Origin of the sequence: Streptomyces sp. NPDC079141 (genome assembly GCF_040686775.1) — a bacterium.
Lineage (GTDB): Bacteria > Actinomycetota > Actinomycetes > Streptomycetales > Streptomycetaceae > Streptomyces.
In genome coordinates this window covers 61,332-79,654 of the sequence record NZ_JBFBLP010000022.1, presented here as the reverse complement: position 1 = coordinate 79,654, position 18,323 = coordinate 61,332, and the positions used below count along the sequence as shown (strand labels likewise).

Sequence of the window (18,323 nt, the reverse complement as noted above, 5' to 3'; positions counted from 1 at the left end):
TGCCCGGACCCGCGCCCGGCCGCGATGCCCCGGGCCCCACCGGAGAGTTGCCGCCCTGCGTCACGCCGAGTCACCTTCACGCATCGGTACCCGCACACCCCGCTCGTCGGCGACCGACTCCGCGATGTCGTACCCGGCGTCCACGTGCCGGATGACGCCCATGCCCGGGTCGTTCGTCAGCACGCGGCGGATCTTCTCGCCACCGAGCTTCGTACCGTCGGCCACCGTCACCTGGCCGGCGTGGATGGAGCGCCCCATGCCGACGCCGCCGCCGTGGTGCAGGGACACCCAGGAGGCGCCCGAAGCCACGTTGACCATGGCGTTCAGCAGCGGCCAGTCGGCGATCGCGTCGGACCCGTCGAGCATGGCCTCGGTCTCGCGGTACGGCGAGGCGACGGACCCGCAGTCCAGGTGGTCCCGGCCGATCGCCAGCGGAGCTGCCAGCTCACCGCTCGCCACCATGTCGTTGAACCGCTCACCGGCCTTGTCCCGCTCGCCGTAGCCGAGCCAGCAGATCCGGGCGGGCAGGCCCTGGAAGTGGACCCGCTCTCCGGCCATCTTGATCCAGCGGGCGAGGGACTCGTTCTCGGGGAACAGGTCCAGGATCGCCTTGTCGGTCTTCGCGATGTCGGACGCCTCGCCCGACAGCGCGGCCCACCGGAAGGGGCCCTTACCCTCGCAGAACAGCGGGCGGATGTAGGCGGGGACGAAGCCCGGGAAGGCGAACGCCCGCTCGTATCCGGCGAGCTGGGCCTCGCCGCGGATGGAGTTGCCGTAGTCGAAGACCTCGGCGCCGGCGTCCATGAAGCCGACCATGGCCTCGACGTGCTTGGCCATCGACTCACGCGCACGCACGGTGAACCCGGCCGGGTCCTTGGCCGCGGCGTCGGCCATGTCCTCGAAGGCCATGCCCGTCGGCAGGTAGGCCAGCGGGTCGTGGGCCGAGGTCTGGTCGGTGACGATGTCGATGGGCGCGCCCATGGCGAGCAGCTGCGGGAGCAGGTCGGCGGCGTTGCCGAGGACGCCGATGGAGAGCGGGCGGCGGGCGTCGCGGGCCTCGACCGCCAGCTGCAGCGCGTGGTCGAGCGAGTCGGCCTTCACGTCCAGGTACCGGTGCTCGATGCGGCGCTCGATGGCGCGCGGGTCGCAGTCGATGCAGATCGCGACGCCGTCGTTCATGGTGACGGCGAGCGGCTGGGCGCCGCCCATGCCGCCGAGGCCGGCGGTGAGGGTGATCGTCCCGGCCAGCGTGCCGCCGAACTTCTTCGCGGCGACGGCGGCGAAGGTCTCGTAGGTGCCCTGGAGGATGCCCTGGGTGCCGATGTAGATCCAGGAGCCGGCGGTCATCTGGCCGTACATGGTCAGGCCGAGGGCCTCCAGGCGGCGGAACTCCTCCCAGTTGGCCCAGTCGCCGACGAGGTTGGAGTTGGCGATGAGCACGCGCGGGGCCCACTCGTGGGTCTGCATGACGCCGACCGGGCGACCCGACTGGACGAGCATCGTCTCGTCCTGCTTCAGCCCCTTGAGCGTGCGCACCATCGCGTCGAAGGAACGCCAGTCACGCGCGGCCTTGCCGGTGCCGCCGTAGACGACGAGCTTGTCGGGGTGCTCGGCGACCTCGGGGTCGAGGTTGTTCTGCAGCATCCGCAGGGCGGCCTCCTGCTGCCATCCCAGGGCGCTCAGTTCCGTACCGCGCGGCGCTCGTACGGGGCGGGGTCCTGACATGGTCTGCCTCCTATGCGGATTGTTGCTGCCGTTATTCACATCCTGACGCGATGAATAGAACTAGTCAATACGTTCGTGCGCCAGCGCCGGGCGCTCGCGGATGTTTGTCTGGATACGTGGTCCCGGGCGCACGGGCTCTCGGGCGACGACACACGGGGGACGTTGTGGACAGGGTCAAGGACGGTCGGGTGAGCCACGGCGAGCGGGCCGCACGCCGGGACGAGGCGGTGCGGGCCGCCGTGGAGCAGGGGCTGCTGGGGGTCGACTCCCCGATCATCGGCCTGCTCGACGTCACCGGCATCCGGGAGTCGGCGGCCGCGCTGCGGGCGGCGTTCGACGCGGTGACGGCGCCCGGCACACCGGTGCTGCACGCCTTCGCGGTCAAGGCGACCCCGCTGGTTCCGGTGCTGCGGCTGCTGCACGAGGAAGGGATCGGCGCGGAGGTGGCGAGCCCGGGCGAGCTGGCCCTGGCCCGGGCGGCGGGACTGCCGCCCGCGCGGACGGTGCTGGACTCCCCGGCCAAGACACCCGCCGACCTGCGCGAGGCGCTGGCGCTCGGCATCGCCGTCAACGCCGACAATCCGCAGGAGCTGGACCGCATCGACGCCCTGATGAGGTCGGCGCCCAGCCGGTCCCCGCTCGGCATCCGGGTGAACCCGCAGGTCGGCGGGGGCTCCATCGAGGCGCTCTCGACGGCCACGGCGACCTCGAAGTTCGGGGTGGCGCTGCGCGACGAGGGCGCCCGGCAGTGGGTGGTACGGGCGTATCTGGACCGGCCCTGGCTGAGCCGGCTGCATGCGCACACCGGCTCTCAGGGCATCCCGCTCTCCCTGATGGCGCAGGGCGTGGCGGAGACGTACGCGCTCGCCGAGGAGATCAACAACCTGGTCGGGCGGCAGCAGATCGACACGATCGACATCGGCGGCGGTCTGCCGGTGGACTTCGCCTCGGACGCGACGGCGCCGACGTACGCGCAGTACGCGCGGCTGCTGAGCGAGGCGGTGCCGGGGCTGTTCGACGGGCGGTACGGGCTGGTCACCGAGTTCGGGCGGTCGCTGCTGGCCAGGCACGGGACGGTGGTGGCCCGGGTGGAGTACACCAAGAGCGCGGGCGGGCGGCCGGTCGCGGTCACGCACGCGGGCGTGCAGGTCGCGACGCGGACGGTGTACGCGCCGGGGGCCTGGCCGCTGCGGATCACCGCGTACGACGCGAAGGGGCGGCCGAAGACGGGGGCCGATGTGCTCCAGGACGTCGCCGGGCCGGCCTGTTTCGCGGGCGACCTGCTCGCCGAGGCGCGGGCGCTGCCGCTGCTGGAGCAGGGCGACTACGCGGCGGCGCTGGACACGGGCGCGTACTACTTCGCGCACCACTACGCCTACAACTCCCTGGCCCGGCCGGGTGTGTACGGCTTCGCGCCGGACGGATCCGGGGGCGTCGCCTTCGCGACCGTGCGCGAGCCGCAGCGGCTCGACGAGATCGTGGCCGAGTCGGGAGGGGCGCACGCGTCCGCCCTCACCACCCTCCCCGCGCCCGGGCGCCCTTGACGCACCCCGGCCGATCTGAGGTTCAACAGGTGTGTAAAACAAGGCCAGTTGACCCACGTTAGTGGCCCGCGGCATGTTCCACCGGAAAATGCCGGAACCCTCACTCCTCACTCACACGGTGCGTAGTTTCGGCGTCACTCAGCCGAACACCCCGGCGGGAGGGGAGCCACGGTGCCCGGAATCGACGAGTGCCTGCTGGAGGCCATGCAACTGCCCGGCGCCAGGGGCGCCGCGCTGGTCGACTGGACCAGCGGGCTGGCCCTGGGCACGGTCGGCGAGTCCCCCGGCGACGATCCCGAGGCGAGCGCGGCGGAGGCCGCCGAGCTCGCCCGGCTGGCCGCCGAGCACCGGGCGTTCGCGCCCGGCGCCGGTCCCGACGGCGGTGACGCGGTGGACCCGCCCGTCGAGGACGTGATCATCAGCAACCGGGACAGCTACCACGTGCTGCGGTTCGTGCGGACGTCGTTCGACAGCAGTGTGTTCCTGCACCTGTGGCTGGGCCGCGCGGAGGGCAACCTCGCGCTGGCCCGCATCCGGCTCGGCGAGATGGCCGCACGGCTGGTGCTGGCATGACCGCGGTCCAGGACACCCCGGCCACACCTCCGCCGCCCCGGCTGCCGGTGCGGGACCGGGCGACGGCGGGCGAGCGGGTGGCGCGCGGCCTGTCGCCGATGCTGCGGCGGCTGGCCGCCGAGCGGGCGACCGGCGTCCTGCTGCGCGAGCGCGGCACGCTCTATCTCGCCGAGGGCCGTGTGGTGCACGCCGAGAGCCCGTCCGCCCCCGGCCTCGACGTCCTCCTCACCGCCCACGGCACCCTCGACGCCGCCGACTGGCAGGAGGCGATGGCCGGCGGTGCCGCCCGGCTCCTCACCGACACCGGCCGCCTCACCCCCGGCGCGCTGGAACTGTGCCATCTGGGCACGCTCTACGACGCCGCGTACTTCGCCCTGTCCCCGAGCAGCACCCCGGGCCGCTTCCGCTACGGCGCCGCCCACTGGCTCGGCGCCGTCCACCCCGTACCCGTGGCCGCCGTGGAGCGCGAGACCCTGCGCCGCCGCGAGCTGCTGCACCGCATCTGGCCCGACCCGGCAACCGACAGCGCCCCCCTCGTCCGCGCCGACCCGCCCGCGCCACCGCCCCTCACGGCACGCCAGCGCGCGGTCGTCGCCCTCCTGGACGGCGCACGAACGGCAACGGACATAGCCCGGGCCCTCGGCCGCCCGGCCTTCCACACGCTGGTGGACATCAGACGCCTCGCGGTGGCGGGGGTGCTGACCCCGGGAACCACGACCCGACCCCCGACGCAACCCACACGACCGCCCCTGGCCCAGCCCGGACTTCCACCCCCGGCCCAGCCCGAACCTCCGCCCCCGGCACAACCCGGACCACCGGGCCCGACCCAGCCCGGACCACCACCGGCCCAACCCGCACAACCGGACCCCACCCACCCCAGACCACCGGCCCCGGCCCAGCCCGGACCACCGGCCCCGGCCCAGCCCGGACCACCGGCCCCGGCCCAGCCCGGACCACCGGGCCCGACCCAGCCCGGACCACCACCGGCCCAACCCGCACAACCGGACCCCACCCACCCCGGACCACCACCCGCCCAACCCGCACAACCGGACCCCACCCACCCCGGACCACCGGCCCCGGCCCACCCCGGCCTCCCCACCCGCCCCCGACCAAGCCCCTCGGCCCAGCCCGCTCCGCACCCCACACCCCACCCGACACCCCACACCCCACCGCACGCCAACCAACCATCCCTCGCCAACCACCCATCCCCCGCCAACCACCCATCCCCCGCCAACCACCCCCCACCCGACGACCACCCCGACATCGCCTTGCTGAAGAGAGTCCGGGATGCGCTGGAGGCCCTTTGATCGACAGAGGAGACAGCTGATGGCGGCCGAGCCGCTGATACGAGACGAACTCCACCGGCTCCGGGCCCGTGTCCCGCAGCTGACCGCCTCCCTGACCGCCGGTGTCGACGGCCTCGTCATCGCCGAGGACGCCCTGGGCGTCGAACCGGAGAGCGTGGCCGCGCTCACCGCCACCGCACTGGGCGCCGCCGTACGGCTGACGGACGTCACCGGCCGGGGCGAGCTGCGCGAGCTGCTCGTCCGCGGCACGGACGGCTATGTGGCGACCTACGCGGCAGGCCGCAGCGCCGTGCTGACGCTGCTCGCCCGGGACGACGTGAGCGTGGGCCGCCTCCATCTGGAGGGCCGGCGCGCCGCCACCCGGATCGGGGTGCTGGTCGACGAGGCCGAGGCCGCCGTGAAGGCGAGGACGCCCGCGAAGGCCCCGAGCGCCCGGGCCAAGGCCCCCCGGGAACGGCGTACCGCACCCACCCCCCATCCGCGCACCACCACGGAAAGTTGAGAGGAAACCCCGTCATGGCGAACACCGAAACCTCGCTCAAGGAAGCCCTGACCTCGATCGAGGGCGCGACCGGAGTCGCGCTCGTCGACTACACCAGCGGCATGGCGCTCGGCACCCTGGGCGGTAGCAAGAGCTTCGACTTGGGCGTGGCCGCGGCCGGCAACACCGATGTCGTACGCGCCAAGATGCGCACCATGGAACACGTCGGCCTCAAGGGCGAGATCGAGGACATCCTGATCACGCTGACCGACCAGTACCACCTGATCCGCCTGATCGGCGGGCGCAGCGGCAACGGCCTCTTCCTCTATCTGGTGCTCGACGCCAAGCGCGCCAACCTGGCGATGGCCCGCCACCAGTTGAAGAAGATCGAGCAGGATCTGGAAGTGTGAGCTAGACCAGCGCGTCGGCGCGGCGGCGTGCCCCGCCCGGGGCCGCGTCGCCCGCCGCGAGACCGGTGCCGCGGAAGGCCTTGACCGGCTTCCCGGCCGGACGGCCGCCGCCCGGAGCGAGCCAGTCCACCCGCACCCACAGCAGCGCGTCCCCGGCCCGCTCGCACCGGCCCAGCCAGGCCGACTTCAGCCACAGCCCGGCGCCCGCCCCGGCGAGCAGCATGCCGCCCGCCGCGGGCACGGCGAACGCGCTGCCCAGCGCGACGGCAAAGGCGAGCAGCAGCCACCAGCGGTGCCCGCGACGCCAGTTGCGCACGGTCACCGCCCGGTCCTGGAGCACATCGTGCTTGCCCGCGCGGGCGGCGCCCCGGGCCAGCGCGGTGTAGCGCCTGCGCCGCCGGTACGCCACCACGGCCGCCGTCACGATGAACAGCACCGCGCCCGCCATCACCCCGATCCGCCGCCCGGTCACCCCCGGCACCAGCACCCCGATGCCGGCCGCGAACACCCCGAGCCACCACAGGGGGGCCGCTCCGGCCCGTACGACGACGGCCACCCGAGCCAGCCCCTGACCTCCGCGTGCCACGTCCCGCCTCCTCGACGCTTCGAAGTCGCCACGAACTCACCGTGGCGGGGAGGCTAGCGGCTCTGTGTGAGACCAGTCTGAGAACCCGTGGAAAAGAACCTCACTCCACGAACAGCCCCCGCGCCGCCGCCCGCGCGTCGAACTCCTCCAGCCGCCCCTGCGCGTCCGGCAGGTCGTCGCACATGGCCTCCAGCAGCACCCGGCCGAGCAGCATCGGGGCGCACGCGGTGTCGAAGGCGAGGCCCGTGCCGACGGCCGCGGGCAGCAGCAGGTCGGAGGCCTTGGCGACCGGCGCGAAGGCGGAGTCGGCGACCGTCACGACCGTCAGCCCGGCCTCCTTGGCGTAGCCCAGGGTGTCCAGGACCTCGCGCGGATGCCGGGGCAGCGCGAAGCACAGCAGGGCGGTGGCGCCCGCCCGTACGCAGGCGTCGATACGGTCGTGGATCATCGTGCCGCCCTCGTTGAGCAGCCGGACGTCCGGATGGACCTTGGCGGCGAAGTAGGCGAAGCCGTAGGCCTGGGAAGCGGCGGCGCGCAGCCCGAGCACGGGCAGCGGCCGGGACGCGGCCAGGATCCGGCCGGCCTTCTGCACGGGCCGCGGGTCGGCCAGCACCTCCGCCAGATGCCGCAGGTTCTCGATCTCGGCCTCGACGGCCTGCTGGTACTCGTTGTACGAGCCCGGGGCCGCCGCCGGTTCGACGGGTGCGACCTCGCGCAGATGGCGGCGCAGCGCGGGGTAGCCGTCGAAGCCGAGGGCGACGGCGAAGCGGGTCACGGACGGCTGGCTGACTCCGGCCAGTTCGGCCAGTTCGACGCTGGAGAGGAAGGGCACGTCGGCGGCGCGCCGGACCATGCTGTGCGCGATGCGCCGCTGCGTCGGGGTCAGCCGGTGCCCCTCGAAGAGCGCCTGCAGCCGTGCCGCAGGAGTGTCAGCGGCTCCCGTGTTGCTCTGCGCGCTCATGCGCCGTTCCCCCTCCAGATCTCCGTGAACCGGTCGAGCAGTGCGGCCGCCGCGCTCACGTCGTCCGTGAGCGGCCGGTCGGCCTGGTCCTCGTCGAGCACCGCTTCGGCGAGCTCCAGCGCCCGGCCCGCCGGAAGTCCCGGTTCGGGCCTCAGGTCGCGCTGGCGCAGCGCCCGTACCGCGGCGACGAGTTCGCAGCCGACGACGAGACGGTACGCGCCGCATGCGCGCAGCGTCTGCCGTGCGGCGAGCGAGGCGAAGCTGGCCTGTTCCTCGACGCCCCGGGAGAGTACAGCGTGGCCGAGGGAGGCGGGCGCCGAGAAGGCCCGCAGGTCACCGAGGGCGGCGGCGGCCGTGTACTCCAGGATCATCACGCCGGACGAGGCGGGCTCGTGGTCGGCGAGGAAGGGCCGCAGCCTGGTGAATGCGGGCTCGTTCAACGACGACAGCCGTGACGTCGACAGACGGGCCACCTGGGTCACGGCGAGCCGGAAGTGGTCGAGGGCGAGGGCGAGTTGGGCCTGGTAGAAGCCGCCGTGGTGGTAGGCGGCCAGGTCCTCGACCGCGATCAGGGGGTTCTCGGCGGCGGCGTTGATCTCCACCGCGAGCACGGTCTCCAGGGCATCGGCCGCGTCGTGCGCGGGGCCGTGGATCTGGGGCAGGCAGCGAAAGCCGTACGGGTCCTGGATCCGGCCGAGCGGCGGGGCGGGCCGGTCCGCGGCGCCGATCAACCGCCGCATGCGGCGGGCGACTTCGGTGGAGCCGCGGTGCGGGCGGGCCTCGTGCACGGGGGCGGCGTAGGCCTCGTGGGAGCCGTCGACGGCGAGCAGCGAGAGCGCGGCGACGACCTGGGTGGCGGCGATGAGTCCGCGCAGTTCGTGCAGGGCGAGGGCGGCCTGGCCGAGGGTGAGGGCGTTGCTGCTTATCAGGGCGAGGGCGTCGTTGTTGTCCAGCGGCTGGGGCTCGGGGGCGCCCGTCCCGCGCCACGGGTGCTCCCCCGCGAGGGCGAGGCCGAGCTGGGCGAGCGCGGCGAGGTCGCCGGTGCCGACCGAGCCGAACTCGTTGACGACCGGGTGGGCCCCGCTCTCCAGTGCCTCGCACAGGGCCGTGATCACGCTGGGCCTGAGGCCGGCGCCGCCCGCGAGCAGCTGGTTGGCGCGCACGGCGAGCATGGCGCGCACCTGCCGGGCGGGCAGCTCCTCGCCGATGGCACCGGCGTGGCTGCGCAACAGCCTCAGGCCGTGCCCGGCGGCGGCCTCGGTGGGCACGTCCACGTTCCGGTTGGCGCCGACGCCGGTGGAACGGCCGTAGACGCGTCCGGTCGCGGCGATCTGCCGGGCGGCGTCCCAGGAGCGGGCGGCCCGCTTCAGCGCCGTGTCCGTGGGCACCGGCCGGGCGGCCCCGTCGGCGAGACGCACGACGTCCGCGACGGTGAGTCCGCGGCCGTCGAGGACCACAGGCCCGGTGTCCACGATCGACGACGCCATCAGCCCAAGCTCCCCTCGACCTGCCGCTCACCAGCCTATTCAGATGGCCGGAAGTCTGCATGACGTTATACAGCAAGCGGTGGATCACCCGGCGCCCGTGATGCCCTGCGACCCCCAGGACCAAGAGGGGGGCTAACCCCAGTGCGACCGGCCCCGGAGCTTTCTACCTTGGGTGTCATGACCGGAATGGATGCGCGGGACACCGAGCTGAAGAAGGAACTCAACGCCACCCTGCAGGCCCGCAGGGAACTGGGCGAGGAGTACGAGTCCGCGCTGGTCGACTCGTTCCTGGAGAAGGTCGACCAGCGCATCGACGGCGCGGTGGAGCGCCGGGTACGCCGGCAGCTGGCCGAGCAGCAGATGGTGGTGGCCCGGGGAGCCCGGTCGCCGAAGCCCACCGACTCCTTCGGTGAGCGCTTCGGCTTCGGCATCGTCTCGCTGGTGCTGGCGATCCCGCTGTCCGGGATCGGCGGCGGCGTCTCCGGCCTCCCGGGCCTGCTGGTGGCGTGGGCCGGCATCGTCGGCGTCAACGTTGTCCAGGCGGCCCGTACCCACCCCGACCTCTTCCGCCGCCGCAAGCCCCGCAAGGACAGCGACTGGGAGGACTGATCGGGCCTGCCGGGGAGTCGGTCCGGTACCCGCGCGTAGAAAAAATATGCGCGGGGACCGCCGCACCCCCGTTGCCGGGGGGCGGGACGACGGCGGTCCCCGCGAGGGACGCTGACCGGGTCAGGGCCGGGTCTCGCGTCCGGCGTCCATGGAGGTCCGGGAGCCGCTCCGGAGGTCCTTGGACGTTCGGCGCCGGCTGGGGCGGGGAGCCGCTCCCGCCCTGCCGACACCCACTAATGTGCCGGACCCGTGTTAAGCGGGTGCTGCGTGGACGTGACGCGTTCGTACCACTTCCGCGAAGTCCACCGGCCGGAAGTTCCCCGCCCGCACCCGCAGTTCACCGGACGTTTCCCGTCACTTACCGCCCTTGGCGAGGAACGCCAGCAGGTCCTGGCGGCTGACCACGCCGGTCGGCTTGCCCTCGACGAGGACGATCGCGGCGTCCGCCGTGCCCAGCACCTGCATCAGGTCCCCGACCGGTTCGCCGGAGCCGACCTGCGGCAGCGGGGCCGACATGTGCTTCTCCAGCGGGTCCTCCAGGGAGGCGCGCTTGGTGAACAGGGCGTCGAGCAGCTCGCGTTCGACGACCGAGCCGACGACCTCGGCGGCCATGACGTCGGGGTGACCGGCGCCCGGCTTCACGATCGGCATCTGCGAGACGCCGTACTCGCGCAGCACCTCGATGGCCTGGCCGACGGTTTCGTCCGGGTGCATGTGGACGAGGGACGGGATGGCGCCGTGCTCCTTGTCGCTGAGGACGTCGCCGACGCGGGCGCTGGGGCCCTCGTCCTCCAGGAAGCCGTAGTCGGCCATCCACTCGTCGTTGAAGATCTTGCTGAGGTAGCCGCGGCCGCTGTCCGGCAGCAGGACGACCACGACATCGTCCTCGGTGAGCCGCTCGGCGACCCGCAGCGCCGCCACGACGGCCATGCCGCAGGAGCCGCCGACGAGGAGCCCCTCCTCCTTGGCGAGGCGCCGGGTCATCTGGAAGGAGTCCTTGTCGGACACCGGCACGATCTCGTCGGCGACGGTCCGGTCGTAGGCGGTCGGCCAGAAGTCCTCACCGACGCCCTCGACGAGGTACGGCCGTCCCGAGCCGCCGGAGTAGACGGACCCCTCGGGGTCGGCGCCGACGACCTTCACCTTGCCGTCGCTGACGTCCTTCAGATAGCGACCCGTGCCCGAGATGGTCCCGCCCGTCCCCACGCCCGCCACGAAGTGGGTGATCTTCCCCTCCGTCTGCTCCCACAGCTCGGGGCCGGTGGAGTGGTAGTGGGAGAGGGGGTTGTTGGGGTTGGAGTACTGGTCGGGCTTCCACGCGCCCGGCGTCTCACGGACCAGCCGGTCGGAGACGTTGTAGTAGGAGTCCGGGTGCTCGGGATCGACGGCCGTGGGGCAGACGACGACCTCGGCCCCGTACGCCCGCAGCACGTTGATCTTGTCGGTGCTCACCTTGTCGGGGCACACGAAGATGCACTTGTACCCCTTCTGCTGGGCCACGATGGCCAGACCGACACCGGTGTTGCCGCTGGTCGGCTCCACGATGGTGCCGCCGGGCTTGAGCGCACCGCTCTCCTCCGCGGCCTCGATCATGCGCAGCGCGATGCGGTCCTTCACGGAGCCGCCCGGGTTGAAGTACTCCACCTTGGCCAGGACGGTTGCCCGGATGCCCTGGGTGACGTTGTTGAGCCTCACCAGCGGGGTGTTGCCGACGAGACTGATCATCGAGTCGTGGAAATGCACCGTTGTCTCCGGATGCTTGCAAAAGATGTGGTCGTAGTGGTTCCGCCAGCCTATGGCCTGTACGGGCTGCGTGGCGGCCGTTCACTCCCCGTTGAGATTGGGCGACGGTCGGTACGGGGCAAGGAGTGGATGTACGGCTTCGAGGAGGTGGCGGCGACGCATGACGAGCATGTCGAGGGCGAGGGTGGCCCGGCGGATCGCGGCCGGCGCCGCATACGGCGGTGGCGGCGTGGGCTTGGTCGGCGCGGCGGCGGTGGGCCTGCTGCTGGCGGAGGTCCAGCTGGCCAAGCGCCATGTGGGCAACGGCGCCTCCCCGCACGCCCCGAACGCCCAGGGCCTGTACGGCCACGCCTACACCTCCCCCGGCGAGCTTCCCCTGCGCCTCGTGCTGCTGGGTGACTCCACGGCCGCCGGCCAGGGGGTACGGCGGGCCGGGCAGACGCCGGGCGCGCTGCTGGCCTCCGGCCTGGCGGCGGTGGCGGAGCGCCCGGTGGAACTGCGCAATGTCGCGCTGCCCGGCGCCCGGTCCGACGACCTGGAGCGCCAGGTGGCGCTTACCCTCGCGGACCCCACCCGAGTACCCGATGTCTGCGTGATCATGATCGGCGCGAACGACGTCACCAACCGGATGCCGCCGACCCGCTCGGTGCGCTACCTCGCCACGGCGGTACGCCGGCTGCGCACGGCCGGCGCGGAGGTGGTGGTCGGCACCTGTCCCGACCTGGGCACGATCGAGCCCGTCCAGCAGCCCCTGCGCTGGCTGGCCCGACGGGCCTCGCGGCAGCTGGCGGCCGCCCAGACGATCGGCGTCGTCGAACAGGGCGGCCGCACGGTGTCGCTGGGCGACCTGCTGGGCCCGGAGTTCGCGGCGAACCCCCGCGAGCTGTTCGGCCCCGACAACTACCACCCCTCGGCCGAGGGCTACGCCACGGCGGCCATGGCAGTCCTCCCCACGGTCTGCGCGGCCCTGGGCCTGTGGCCGGAGGAGGAGCGCCCCGACGTGTCCCGGCGCGAGGGCTTCCTGCCGGTGGCCCGGGCGGCCGCGGAGGCAGCGTCCGAGGCGGGCACGGAGGTCGCGGCGGCGATGCCGACGGGTCCGCGAGGACCGTGGGCATTGCTGAAGCGGAGGCGGAGGCGGAGGCTGGGAGAGGCGGAGCCGTCACCGACGAGCCGCTCCGAGGTGTGACCAGGGAGCACCACGAGAGAAAGCAAGCGCTTAGAAAGTGCGGCCCGAGTCACACCGCCACAGACGTGACCTCGACCATACGTACGGGTAACTTCCCAACCAGCCCTGCCCGGAAGAAACCCCGTATGCCAATGGAGCCGTGATGCCCGAAGCCGTGATCGTCTCGACCGCCCGCTCCCCCATCGGCCGCGCCTTCAAGGGCTCGCTCAAGGACCTCCGCCCGGACGACCTCACCGCCACGATCATCCAGGCCGCCCTCGCCAAGGTCCCCGAGCTGGACCCGAGGGACATCGACGACCTGATGCTCGGCTGCGGCCTCCCCGGCGGCGAGCAGGGCAACAACCTCGGCCGGATCGTCGCCGTGCAGATGGGGATGGACCACCTCCCCGGCTGCACCATCACCCGTTACTGCAGCTCCTCCCTCCAGACCTCCCGCATGGCGCTGCACGCCATCAAGGCCGGCGAGGGCGACGTCTTCATCTCGGCCGGTGTCGAGATGGTCTCCCGCTTCGCCAAGGGCAACTCCGACTCCCTGCCGGACACGCACAACCCCTTCTTCGCCGAGGCCGAGGCCCGCACCGCCGCGGTCGCCCAGCAGGAGGGCACGACCTGGCACGACCCGCGCGAGGACGGCATCGTCCCGGACGCCTACATCGCGATGGGCCAGACCGCCGAGAACCTCGCCCGCTGGAAGGGCATCACCCGCCAGGACATGGACGAGTTCGGCGTCCGCTCCCAGAACCTCGCCGAGGAAGCCATCAAGAACGGCTTCTGGGAGCGCGAGATCACCCCGGTCACCCTCCCCGACGGCACGGTCGTCAGCAAGGACGACGGCCCCCGCGCCGGCGTCACCCTGGAGGGCGTCCAGGGCCTGAAGCCGGTCTTCCGCCCCGACGGCCTCGTCACGGCCGGCAACTGCTGCCCGCTCAACGACGGCGCCGCCGCGGTCGTCATCATGAGCGACACCAAGGCCCGCGAGCTCGGCCTCACCCCGCTCGCCCGCATCGTCTCCACCGGCGTCTCGGGCCTGTCCCCCGAGATCATGGGCCTCGGCCCGGTGGAGGCCTCGCAGCAGGCGCTGCGCCGCGCCGGTCTCACCATCGACGACATCGACCTGGTCGAGATCAACGAGGCGTTCGCCGCGCAGGTCATCCCCTCCTACCGCGACCTGGGCATCGACCTCGACAAGCTGAACGTCAACGGCGGCGCCATCGCCGTCGGCCACCCCTTCGGCATGACCGGCGCCCGCATCACCGGCACGCTCATCAACTCCCTCCAGTTCCACGACAAGCAGTTCGGTCTGGAGACGATGTGCGTCGGCGGCGGCCAGGGCATGGCGATGGTCATCGAGCGCCTGAGCTGATCCAACCGAGCTGAATCCAACGCTCCGTATCCGTACGGGGACCCAGCGCCACTCTTTGGCCCAGAACCGAGGAAACTCCAAGGTTCTGGGCCGATTTGTGATCCAATCTCCCCCAGGATGTGACCTATCTCCCTCGGAACAGGGATTTCCGCAGGTCAGAGCAGCTTCACCAGGTGACCCCGGGCCCAAAGTCCTGCCCGTTTCGTGACGTTACGCACTGACAGAGGGATAGTCCGCCCTTCAAGCTGATGTAGGAAGTCGGGGGTCGACTTTGAACCGGGAGTACGTCAGTGAGCGCCATGCCCATCGCCTTGCTGCTCACCACGGCCGCCACCGGCGCCGTGGGCGTCGCCGTCCTGCGCACCCTCGTGGGTCTGCGCCGACAGCTCGCGGCCCTGCGCACCGAGCTGGCCGAGAGCAACGCGGCAGCGGTCCGGGGCCTTGTGCCCGCCGCCCGCCTCTCCGCCGACACCGACGAGATACGCGCCGCCGTGGCGGAGGCCCTCGCGGAGGAACGTGAGCGGGAGCTCGCCGAGGCCCGTGCCTTCTGGGCGGCCCAGGAGGCGCGTGACGTCTCCGACGCCCCCACGCTGCTCGGCCTGACCGACAGCGAGCTGTTCCTGCCCCGGCAGTCCGACTTCGTCGGCCTGGAGCCGCTGGAGCCGGTCGCCGAGCACGGCGCGGAGGCCGACGAGTTCGCCGGGGAGTCCCCGGAGCTGGCCGCGGCCCGCCGCCGCCACCCCTCGCACCCCGACTTCGTGCCGGTGCAGTCACCGGTCGTGAACGACCACGAGCGCACGGTCGCCACCCTTGAGGAGCTGGCCACCGCCGGCACCGAACTGACCGACGTCCGCCCGGGCCCCCTGGGCACCCTCGACGTCTATGTCTTCGCCGACGGCACGACCCTGTGCATGACCCCGGGCCACCGCGAGACGGCCGAGCGCCTCTCCGCGGCCCTCCAGGCGGGCGAGACGCCGGTCCTGCTGGGCGGTTCCGGAATCTCGGGGGCGTACACCCTGACGTTCGCGTGCGGCGAGGAGAACGTCTACATCCTGGCGGACAGGGTCATAGCGTCCCTCTGACGGTCACACCCCGGCGCGCTTCTGCGCCTGTGCCACCAACTCCATCGCTTCCTCCAGCTGGCCCTCGTCCGTGAGCACGAGGGCCAAGTCATGCACGGCGACGGTGATTTGGTCCGCGGCGGCGAACATCCCCGCGTCCGGCATCACCCGGGGCTCCTCCCCGGGCGCCTCCAGAGCCTGCGCCCGCGAGGCCAACTCCCTGGCCAGCCCCAGCGCCTCCGCCGCGGCTCCCCGTTGCAGTCGGGACTGCGGCGCCGCCCGCAACCGGTCGGCAAAGTGATCCACGGCCTGGGTCAGACGAGTCGTATCCACCACGGCGCAACCGTACGCTCCGGCCCGGGACTGTTGCCAACGGGCGAACGCTCAGGCACGGTGACCTGAAGGACCGGCTTACATCCCCTTTGCGTCCGGAGGCGCCGATGTCCCACGTCCTCTCCGAGGAGACCCACCGCAACATGCTCGCCCGCATCCCCCACTGCACCGGTCGTGAAGTCTCCGACTGGCTGCGCACCGTAGAAGAAGGACCTGCCCTCGTTCGCTTCGAGGAGAAGGTCAGCTGGCTTCGCCACGAGTACGACCTCGCGTACGGCCACGCGAAGGCGATCGTCCACGAGTACGACCTGAGGAGGGCGGCGCGCAAATTCCTCTAGGCGCGCGCAGACGGCGAAGGGCCCCGGGTCGTCAGACCCGGGGCCCTTCGGAGCAGAAGACGTCGGTCAGTCGCTGCTGTTGAGGATCGAGATGAGCCTCAGGAACTCCATGTAGATCCACACCAGCGTCAGCGTGAGGCCGAAGGCGGCGAGCCAGGCCTCCTCGCGCGGGGCACCGTAGGCGATGCCGTCCTCGACCTGCTTGAAGTCAAGGGCGAGGAAGGCCGCACCGAGCAGGATGCCGATGATGCCCATGGCGATGCCGAGCGGGCCGCTGCGGAAGCCGAGGCCGTCGCCGCCGCCGAAGACCGCGAACAGCAGGTTGACCGCCATCAGCATGATGAAGCCGAGCGCGGCCGCCATCACGAAGCCGACGAAGCGGCGGTTGACGCGGATCCAGCCCGCCTTGTAGGCGATCAGGACGCTGACGAAGACACCCATCGTGCCGAGCACGGCCTGCATGGCCGCGCCGTCCGCGATGCGGTTGTCGACGACGCTGGAGACGACGCCGAGGAACACGCCCTCGAACGCGGCGTACGACAGGATCAGCGCGGGCGAGGCCTTGCGCTTGAAGGACTGCACCAGCGCCAGGACCATGCCGATCAGGCCGGCGCCGATGGCGATGCCGTAGGACCGGCTGATGTTGGCGTCGTCGACCGGCAGCAGCGCCCAGGCGAGCGCGGCGGTGACGATCAGCGTGCCGAGGGTCGTGCCGGTGCGCATGACGACGTCGTCCATCGTCATCCGGCCGGTGGTGACCGGGGCCTGCGGCGGCGCGCCGTACTGCTGGTCCTGCTGGGCGTAAGGGTTCTGCGCGTACGGGTTCTGGGCGTACGGGTTACCACCCTGCGGCTGGGCATACGGGTTGCCCTGCGTGCCCACAGCGGCGCCCCCGGCCTGCGGCTGGGCGTTGAAGCCCGCGTAGCCGTTGTCGCGGCTGAACCCCCGTCGCGAGAAGACCGGGTTGCTGCTCCTCATTTCACTCCTCCATGGCCACCTTGCGCAGCCTTGGGCTCAAGAGTAATAGAAAGGCAAAGGAAAGACCCTAGTGCTTGGGGAGGATCTTTCCCTCGTCATGCTGCGCAACACGCTACGCGGGTGCGTGATTCCCGGCACCGGAGGGCCCCATTCATGACCGAGCTGCTACCTGGCCGGAACCGGCCGGTGATCAGTCGAGCGGGAAGCCCGTGTAGCCCTCGGCCAGATCGGTCTCGGCGGCCCGCGAGGACGTGATCCGCTCCAGGCGGGCGCGCTGGAGCCGGTCCTCGAAGGGGGTGGCGTCGGGGGCCCGGTGCAGCAGGGTGGTCATGTCGTAGCTGAACCGCTCGGCCTGCCAGACCCGTCGCAGACAGTTCTCCGAGTAGGCGTCCAGCAGTTCGGCCGATCCGGTCTCCTGCTCGTGCGTCAGGGCCCGCGCGAAGGTCACGACGTCCCCCACCGCCAGGTTCAGCCCCTTGGCGCCGGTCGGCGGCACGATGTGTGCCGCATCACCGGCGAGGAAGAGCCGGCCGTACCGCATGGGCTCGTGGACGTAGGAGCGCATGGGGGTGACCGACTTCTGGGTGATCGGGCCGCGTTCCAGCCGCCAGCCGTCCTCGGTCTCGAAGCGGCGCTCCAACTCGGCCCAGATCTCGTCGTCTCCCCAGTCCTCGGCGTCCGTGCCCTCCGGCACCTGGAGGTAGAGGCGGGAGACCGACGGGGAGCGCATGGAGAGGAGGGCGAAGCCGCGGTCGTGGCGGGCGTAGACCAGTTCGTCGTGCGAGGGCGGTACGTCGGCGAGGATGCCGAGCCAGCCGAAGGGGTACGTCCGCTCGAAGGTCCGGCTCACCTCCGCGGGGACCGCCCCGCGGGAGACCCCCCAGAAGCCGTCGCAGCCGACGACGTAGTCGCACTCCAGGACCTCCTCGCGGCCCGCGTGCCGGAAGCGGACCCGCGGGCGGTCGGTGTCGACGTCCTCCACCGCCAGCGCCTCCGCCTCGAACAGCAGCGGGCCGCCCTCCTTCAGCTGGAGCGCGATGAGGTCCTTGCACACCTCGGTCTGCGCGTAGACCATCACCGACCGGCCGCCGGCGAGGGCGGGGAAGTCGACGCGGTGGCGGGTGCCGTCGTAGCGCAGCTCTATGCCGTCGTGGCGCAGGCCCTCGCGGTCCATGCGCTCCCCGGCGCCGGCCGCGCGCAGCACGTCCACGGTGCCCTGTTCCAGGATCCCGGCGCGCTGGCGCTGCTCGCAGTAGGAGCGGTCGCGGCTCTCCAGGACGACCGAGTCGATGCCGGCGTTGTGGAGGAGCCGGGCCAGGAGGAGACCGGCCGGGCCGGCTCCGATGATGCCGACGGTGGTGCGCATCGACGAACCCCTCTGTTCGTGTGGTGAAAATTCCTTCACTTACTTCCGGACGTGAGTCTCCGACCGCACGGACCGGCTGTCAACGGTCCGTGCGGTGAAGTTCTCGATGAAGGGTGCAACGAAAGGGCCGCAAACGGCGGCCTCGCAAGGGGTCGGAGGTGCCCGGAACCGGACTTGAACCGGTACGCCCGCGAGGGGCAGCGAGGTTTAAGCTCGCCGTGTCTGCATTCCACCATCCGGGCAGGCCATGGGCTCCGCGTCGAGGTTCCGAG

The 18,323-nt window shown here is 72.0% G+C and carries 17 protein-coding genes, 1 tRNA gene and 1 pseudogene; 10 read left to right on the top strand and 9 right to left on the bottom strand.

Annotation, left to right across the window (positions count from 1 at the left end):
* Window positions 1-60: 60 nt before the first annotated feature.
* Window positions 61-1,725, bottom strand: a complete 1,665-nt coding sequence (gene hutU / locus AB0Q90_RS37760) for a urocanate hydratase (protein ID WP_363164901.1) — start codon at window positions 1,723-1,725, stop codon at window positions 61-63.
* Between the two features lie 188 nt (window positions 1,726-1,913).
* Here hutU and AB0Q90_RS37755 point away from each other — a divergent pair, with 188 nt between their 5' ends.
* The 5 genes and pseudogenes from AB0Q90_RS37755 (at window position 1,914) to AB0Q90_RS37735 (ending at window position 6,040) form a co-directional block, all read left to right on the top strand.
* Complete coding sequence (locus AB0Q90_RS37755; RefSeq protein ID WP_363164900.1) at window positions 1,914-3,269, top strand: diaminopimelate decarboxylase; 1,356 nt, start codon at window positions 1,914-1,916, stop codon at window positions 3,267-3,269.
* Window positions 3,270-3,440: 171 nt separating this feature from the next.
* Window positions 3,441-3,842, top strand: a complete 402-nt coding sequence (locus AB0Q90_RS37750; protein ID WP_363164899.1) for a hypothetical protein — start codon at window positions 3,441-3,443, stop codon at window positions 3,840-3,842.
* Window positions 3,839-4,549: pseudogene (locus tag AB0Q90_RS37745) on the top strand (transcriptional regulator); the annotation flags it as partial. The gene AB0Q90_RS37750 and the pseudogene AB0Q90_RS37745, both read left to right, overlap by 4 nt.
* Before the next feature lie 619 nt (window positions 4,550-5,168).
* Window positions 5,169-5,651 (top strand): roadblock/LC7 domain-containing protein, encoded by a 483-nt coding sequence (locus AB0Q90_RS37740; RefSeq protein WP_363164898.1) that lies wholly within the window; start codon window positions 5,169-5,171, stop codon window positions 5,649-5,651.
* A 14-nt stretch (window positions 5,652-5,665) separates the two neighbouring features.
* Window positions 5,666-6,040: a hypothetical protein gene (locus tag AB0Q90_RS37735; protein WP_363164897.1), complete on the top strand. Its 375-nt coding sequence runs from the start codon at window positions 5,666-5,668 to the stop codon at window positions 6,038-6,040.
* Window position 6,041: 1 nt separating this feature from the next.
* On the opposite strand, the gene AB0Q90_RS37730 is transcribed toward AB0Q90_RS37735, so the two are convergent.
* The 3 genes from AB0Q90_RS37730 to AB0Q90_RS37720 all read right to left on the bottom strand — a co-directional run bounded on the left by AB0Q90_RS37730 (window position 6,042) and on the right by AB0Q90_RS37720 (window position 9,074).
* Window positions 6,042-6,626, bottom strand: coding sequence for a hypothetical protein (locus AB0Q90_RS37730; RefSeq protein WP_363164896.1), 585 nt, complete (start codon window positions 6,624-6,626; stop codon window positions 6,042-6,044).
* Window positions 6,627-6,726: 100 nt separating this feature from the next.
* Window positions 6,727-7,587, bottom strand: a complete 861-nt coding sequence (locus AB0Q90_RS37725; protein WP_363164895.1) for a MurR/RpiR family transcriptional regulator — start codon at window positions 7,585-7,587, stop codon at window positions 6,727-6,729.
* A complete protein-coding gene (locus AB0Q90_RS37720) occupies window positions 7,584-9,074 on the bottom strand; it encodes an aromatic amino acid ammonia-lyase (RefSeq protein ID WP_363164894.1) in 1,491 nt (496 codons plus the stop codon). Before AB0Q90_RS37720 ends, AB0Q90_RS37725 begins: the two co-directional genes overlap by 4 nt.
* Before the next feature lie 177 nt (window positions 9,075-9,251).
* Here AB0Q90_RS37720 and AB0Q90_RS37715 point away from each other — a divergent pair, with 177 nt between their 5' ends.
* Window positions 9,252-9,683, top strand: coding sequence for a hypothetical protein (locus tag AB0Q90_RS37715; RefSeq protein WP_363164893.1), 432 nt, complete (start codon window positions 9,252-9,254; stop codon window positions 9,681-9,683).
* A 354-nt stretch (window positions 9,684-10,037) separates the two neighbouring features.
* Here AB0Q90_RS37715 and AB0Q90_RS37710 read toward each other — a convergent pair whose 3' ends face one another.
* A complete protein-coding gene (locus AB0Q90_RS37710) occupies window positions 10,038-11,426 on the bottom strand; it encodes a cystathionine beta-synthase (RefSeq protein WP_363164892.1) in 1,389 nt (462 codons plus the stop codon).
* A gap of 160 nt (window positions 11,427-11,586) precedes the next feature.
* On the opposite strand from AB0Q90_RS37710, the gene AB0Q90_RS37705 reads away from it, so the two are divergent.
* The 3 genes from AB0Q90_RS37705 to AB0Q90_RS37695 all read left to right on the top strand — a co-directional run bounded on the left by AB0Q90_RS37705 (window position 11,587) and on the right by AB0Q90_RS37695 (window position 15,057).
* The gene (locus AB0Q90_RS37705) at window positions 11,587-12,612 is read left to right on the top strand and encodes an SGNH/GDSL hydrolase family protein (protein ID WP_363164891.1); all 1,026 of its coding nucleotides are present in this window, start codon (window positions 11,587-11,589) and stop codon (window positions 12,610-12,612) included.
* 142 nt (window positions 12,613-12,754) lie between these two features.
* Window positions 12,755-13,975, top strand: coding sequence for an acetyl-CoA C-acetyltransferase (locus AB0Q90_RS37700; protein WP_363164890.1), 1,221 nt, complete (start codon window positions 12,755-12,757; stop codon window positions 13,973-13,975).
* A 299-nt stretch (window positions 13,976-14,274) separates the two neighbouring features.
* Window positions 14,275-15,057 (top strand): hypothetical protein, encoded by a 783-nt coding sequence (locus AB0Q90_RS37695; protein ID WP_363164944.1) that lies wholly within the window; start codon window positions 14,275-14,277, stop codon window positions 15,055-15,057.
* 3 nt (window positions 15,058-15,060) lie between these two features.
* Here AB0Q90_RS37695 and AB0Q90_RS37690 read toward each other — a convergent pair whose 3' ends face one another.
* Complete coding sequence (locus AB0Q90_RS37690) at window positions 15,061-15,372, bottom strand: hypothetical protein (protein ID WP_363164889.1); 312 nt, start codon at window positions 15,370-15,372, stop codon at window positions 15,061-15,063.
* A 104-nt stretch (window positions 15,373-15,476) separates the two neighbouring features.
* Between AB0Q90_RS37690 and AB0Q90_RS37685 the strand changes: the two genes are divergently transcribed.
* The gene (locus tag AB0Q90_RS37685; protein WP_030049879.1) at window positions 15,477-15,707 is read left to right on the top strand and encodes a DUF4287 domain-containing protein; all 231 of its coding nucleotides are present in this window, start codon (window positions 15,477-15,479) and stop codon (window positions 15,705-15,707) included.
* 66 nt (window positions 15,708-15,773) lie between these two features.
* Here AB0Q90_RS37685 and AB0Q90_RS37680 read toward each other — a convergent pair whose 3' ends face one another.
* The 3 genes from AB0Q90_RS37680 to AB0Q90_RS37670 form a co-directional block, all read right to left on the bottom strand.
* Window positions 15,774-16,685 carry a Bax inhibitor-1/YccA family protein gene (locus AB0Q90_RS37680; protein ID WP_363164888.1) on the bottom strand — a complete coding sequence of 304 codons (912 nt, stop codon included), beginning with the start codon at window positions 16,683-16,685 and terminating at the stop codon, window positions 15,774-15,776.
* Window positions 16,686-16,875: 190 nt separating this feature from the next.
* A complete protein-coding gene (locus AB0Q90_RS37675) occupies window positions 16,876-18,051 on the bottom strand; it encodes a 4-hydroxybenzoate 3-monooxygenase (RefSeq protein ID WP_363164887.1) in 1,176 nt (391 codons plus the stop codon).
* Window positions 18,052-18,210: 159 nt separating this feature from the next.
* Window positions 18,211-18,293: transfer RNA gene (locus AB0Q90_RS37670), tRNA-Leu, on the bottom strand.
* Window positions 18,294-18,323 lie beyond the last annotated feature (30 nt).

Excerpts from the sequence above, each read along its gene's own strand:
- AB0Q90_RS37735 (WP_363164897.1), top strand. The coding sequence starts at position 5,666 with ATGGCGAACACCGAAACCTCGCTCAAGGAAGCCCTGACCTCGATCGAG.
- AB0Q90_RS37720 (WP_363164894.1), bottom strand. The coding sequence starts at position 9,074 with ATGGCGTCGTCGATCGTGGACACCGGGCCTGTGGTCCTCGACGGCCGC.
- AB0Q90_RS37700 (WP_363164890.1), top strand. The coding sequence starts at position 12,755 with ATGCCCGAAGCCGTGATCGTCTCGACCGCCCGCTCCCCCATCGGCCGC.
- AB0Q90_RS37715 (WP_363164893.1), top strand. The coding sequence starts at position 9,252 with ATGACCGGAATGGATGCGCGGGACACCGAGCTGAAGAAGGAACTCAAC.
- hutU (WP_363164901.1), bottom strand. The coding sequence starts at position 1,725 with ATGTCAGGACCCCGCCCCGTACGAGCGCCGCGCGGTACGGAACTGAGC.
- AB0Q90_RS37705 (WP_363164891.1), top strand. The coding sequence starts at position 11,587 with ATGACGAGCATGTCGAGGGCGAGGGTGGCCCGGCGGATCGCGGCCGGC.
- AB0Q90_RS37675 (WP_363164887.1), bottom strand. The coding sequence starts at position 18,051 with ATGCGCACCACCGTCGGCATCATCGGAGCCGGCCCGGCCGGTCTCCTC.
- AB0Q90_RS37740 (WP_363164898.1), top strand. The coding sequence starts at position 5,169 with ATGGCGGCCGAGCCGCTGATACGAGACGAACTCCACCGGCTCCGGGCC.
- AB0Q90_RS37685 (WP_030049879.1), top strand. The coding sequence starts at position 15,477 with ATGTCCCACGTCCTCTCCGAGGAGACCCACCGCAACATGCTCGCCCGC.
- AB0Q90_RS37725 (WP_363164895.1), bottom strand. The coding sequence starts at position 7,587 with ATGAGCGCGCAGAGCAACACGGGAGCCGCTGACACTCCTGCGGCACGG.
- AB0Q90_RS37680 (WP_363164888.1), bottom strand. The coding sequence starts at position 16,685 with ATGAGGAGCAGCAACCCGGTCTTCTCGCGACGGGGGTTCAGCCGCGAC.
- AB0Q90_RS37695 (WP_363164944.1), top strand. The coding sequence starts at position 14,275 with ATGCCCATCGCCTTGCTGCTCACCACGGCCGCCACCGGCGCCGTGGGC.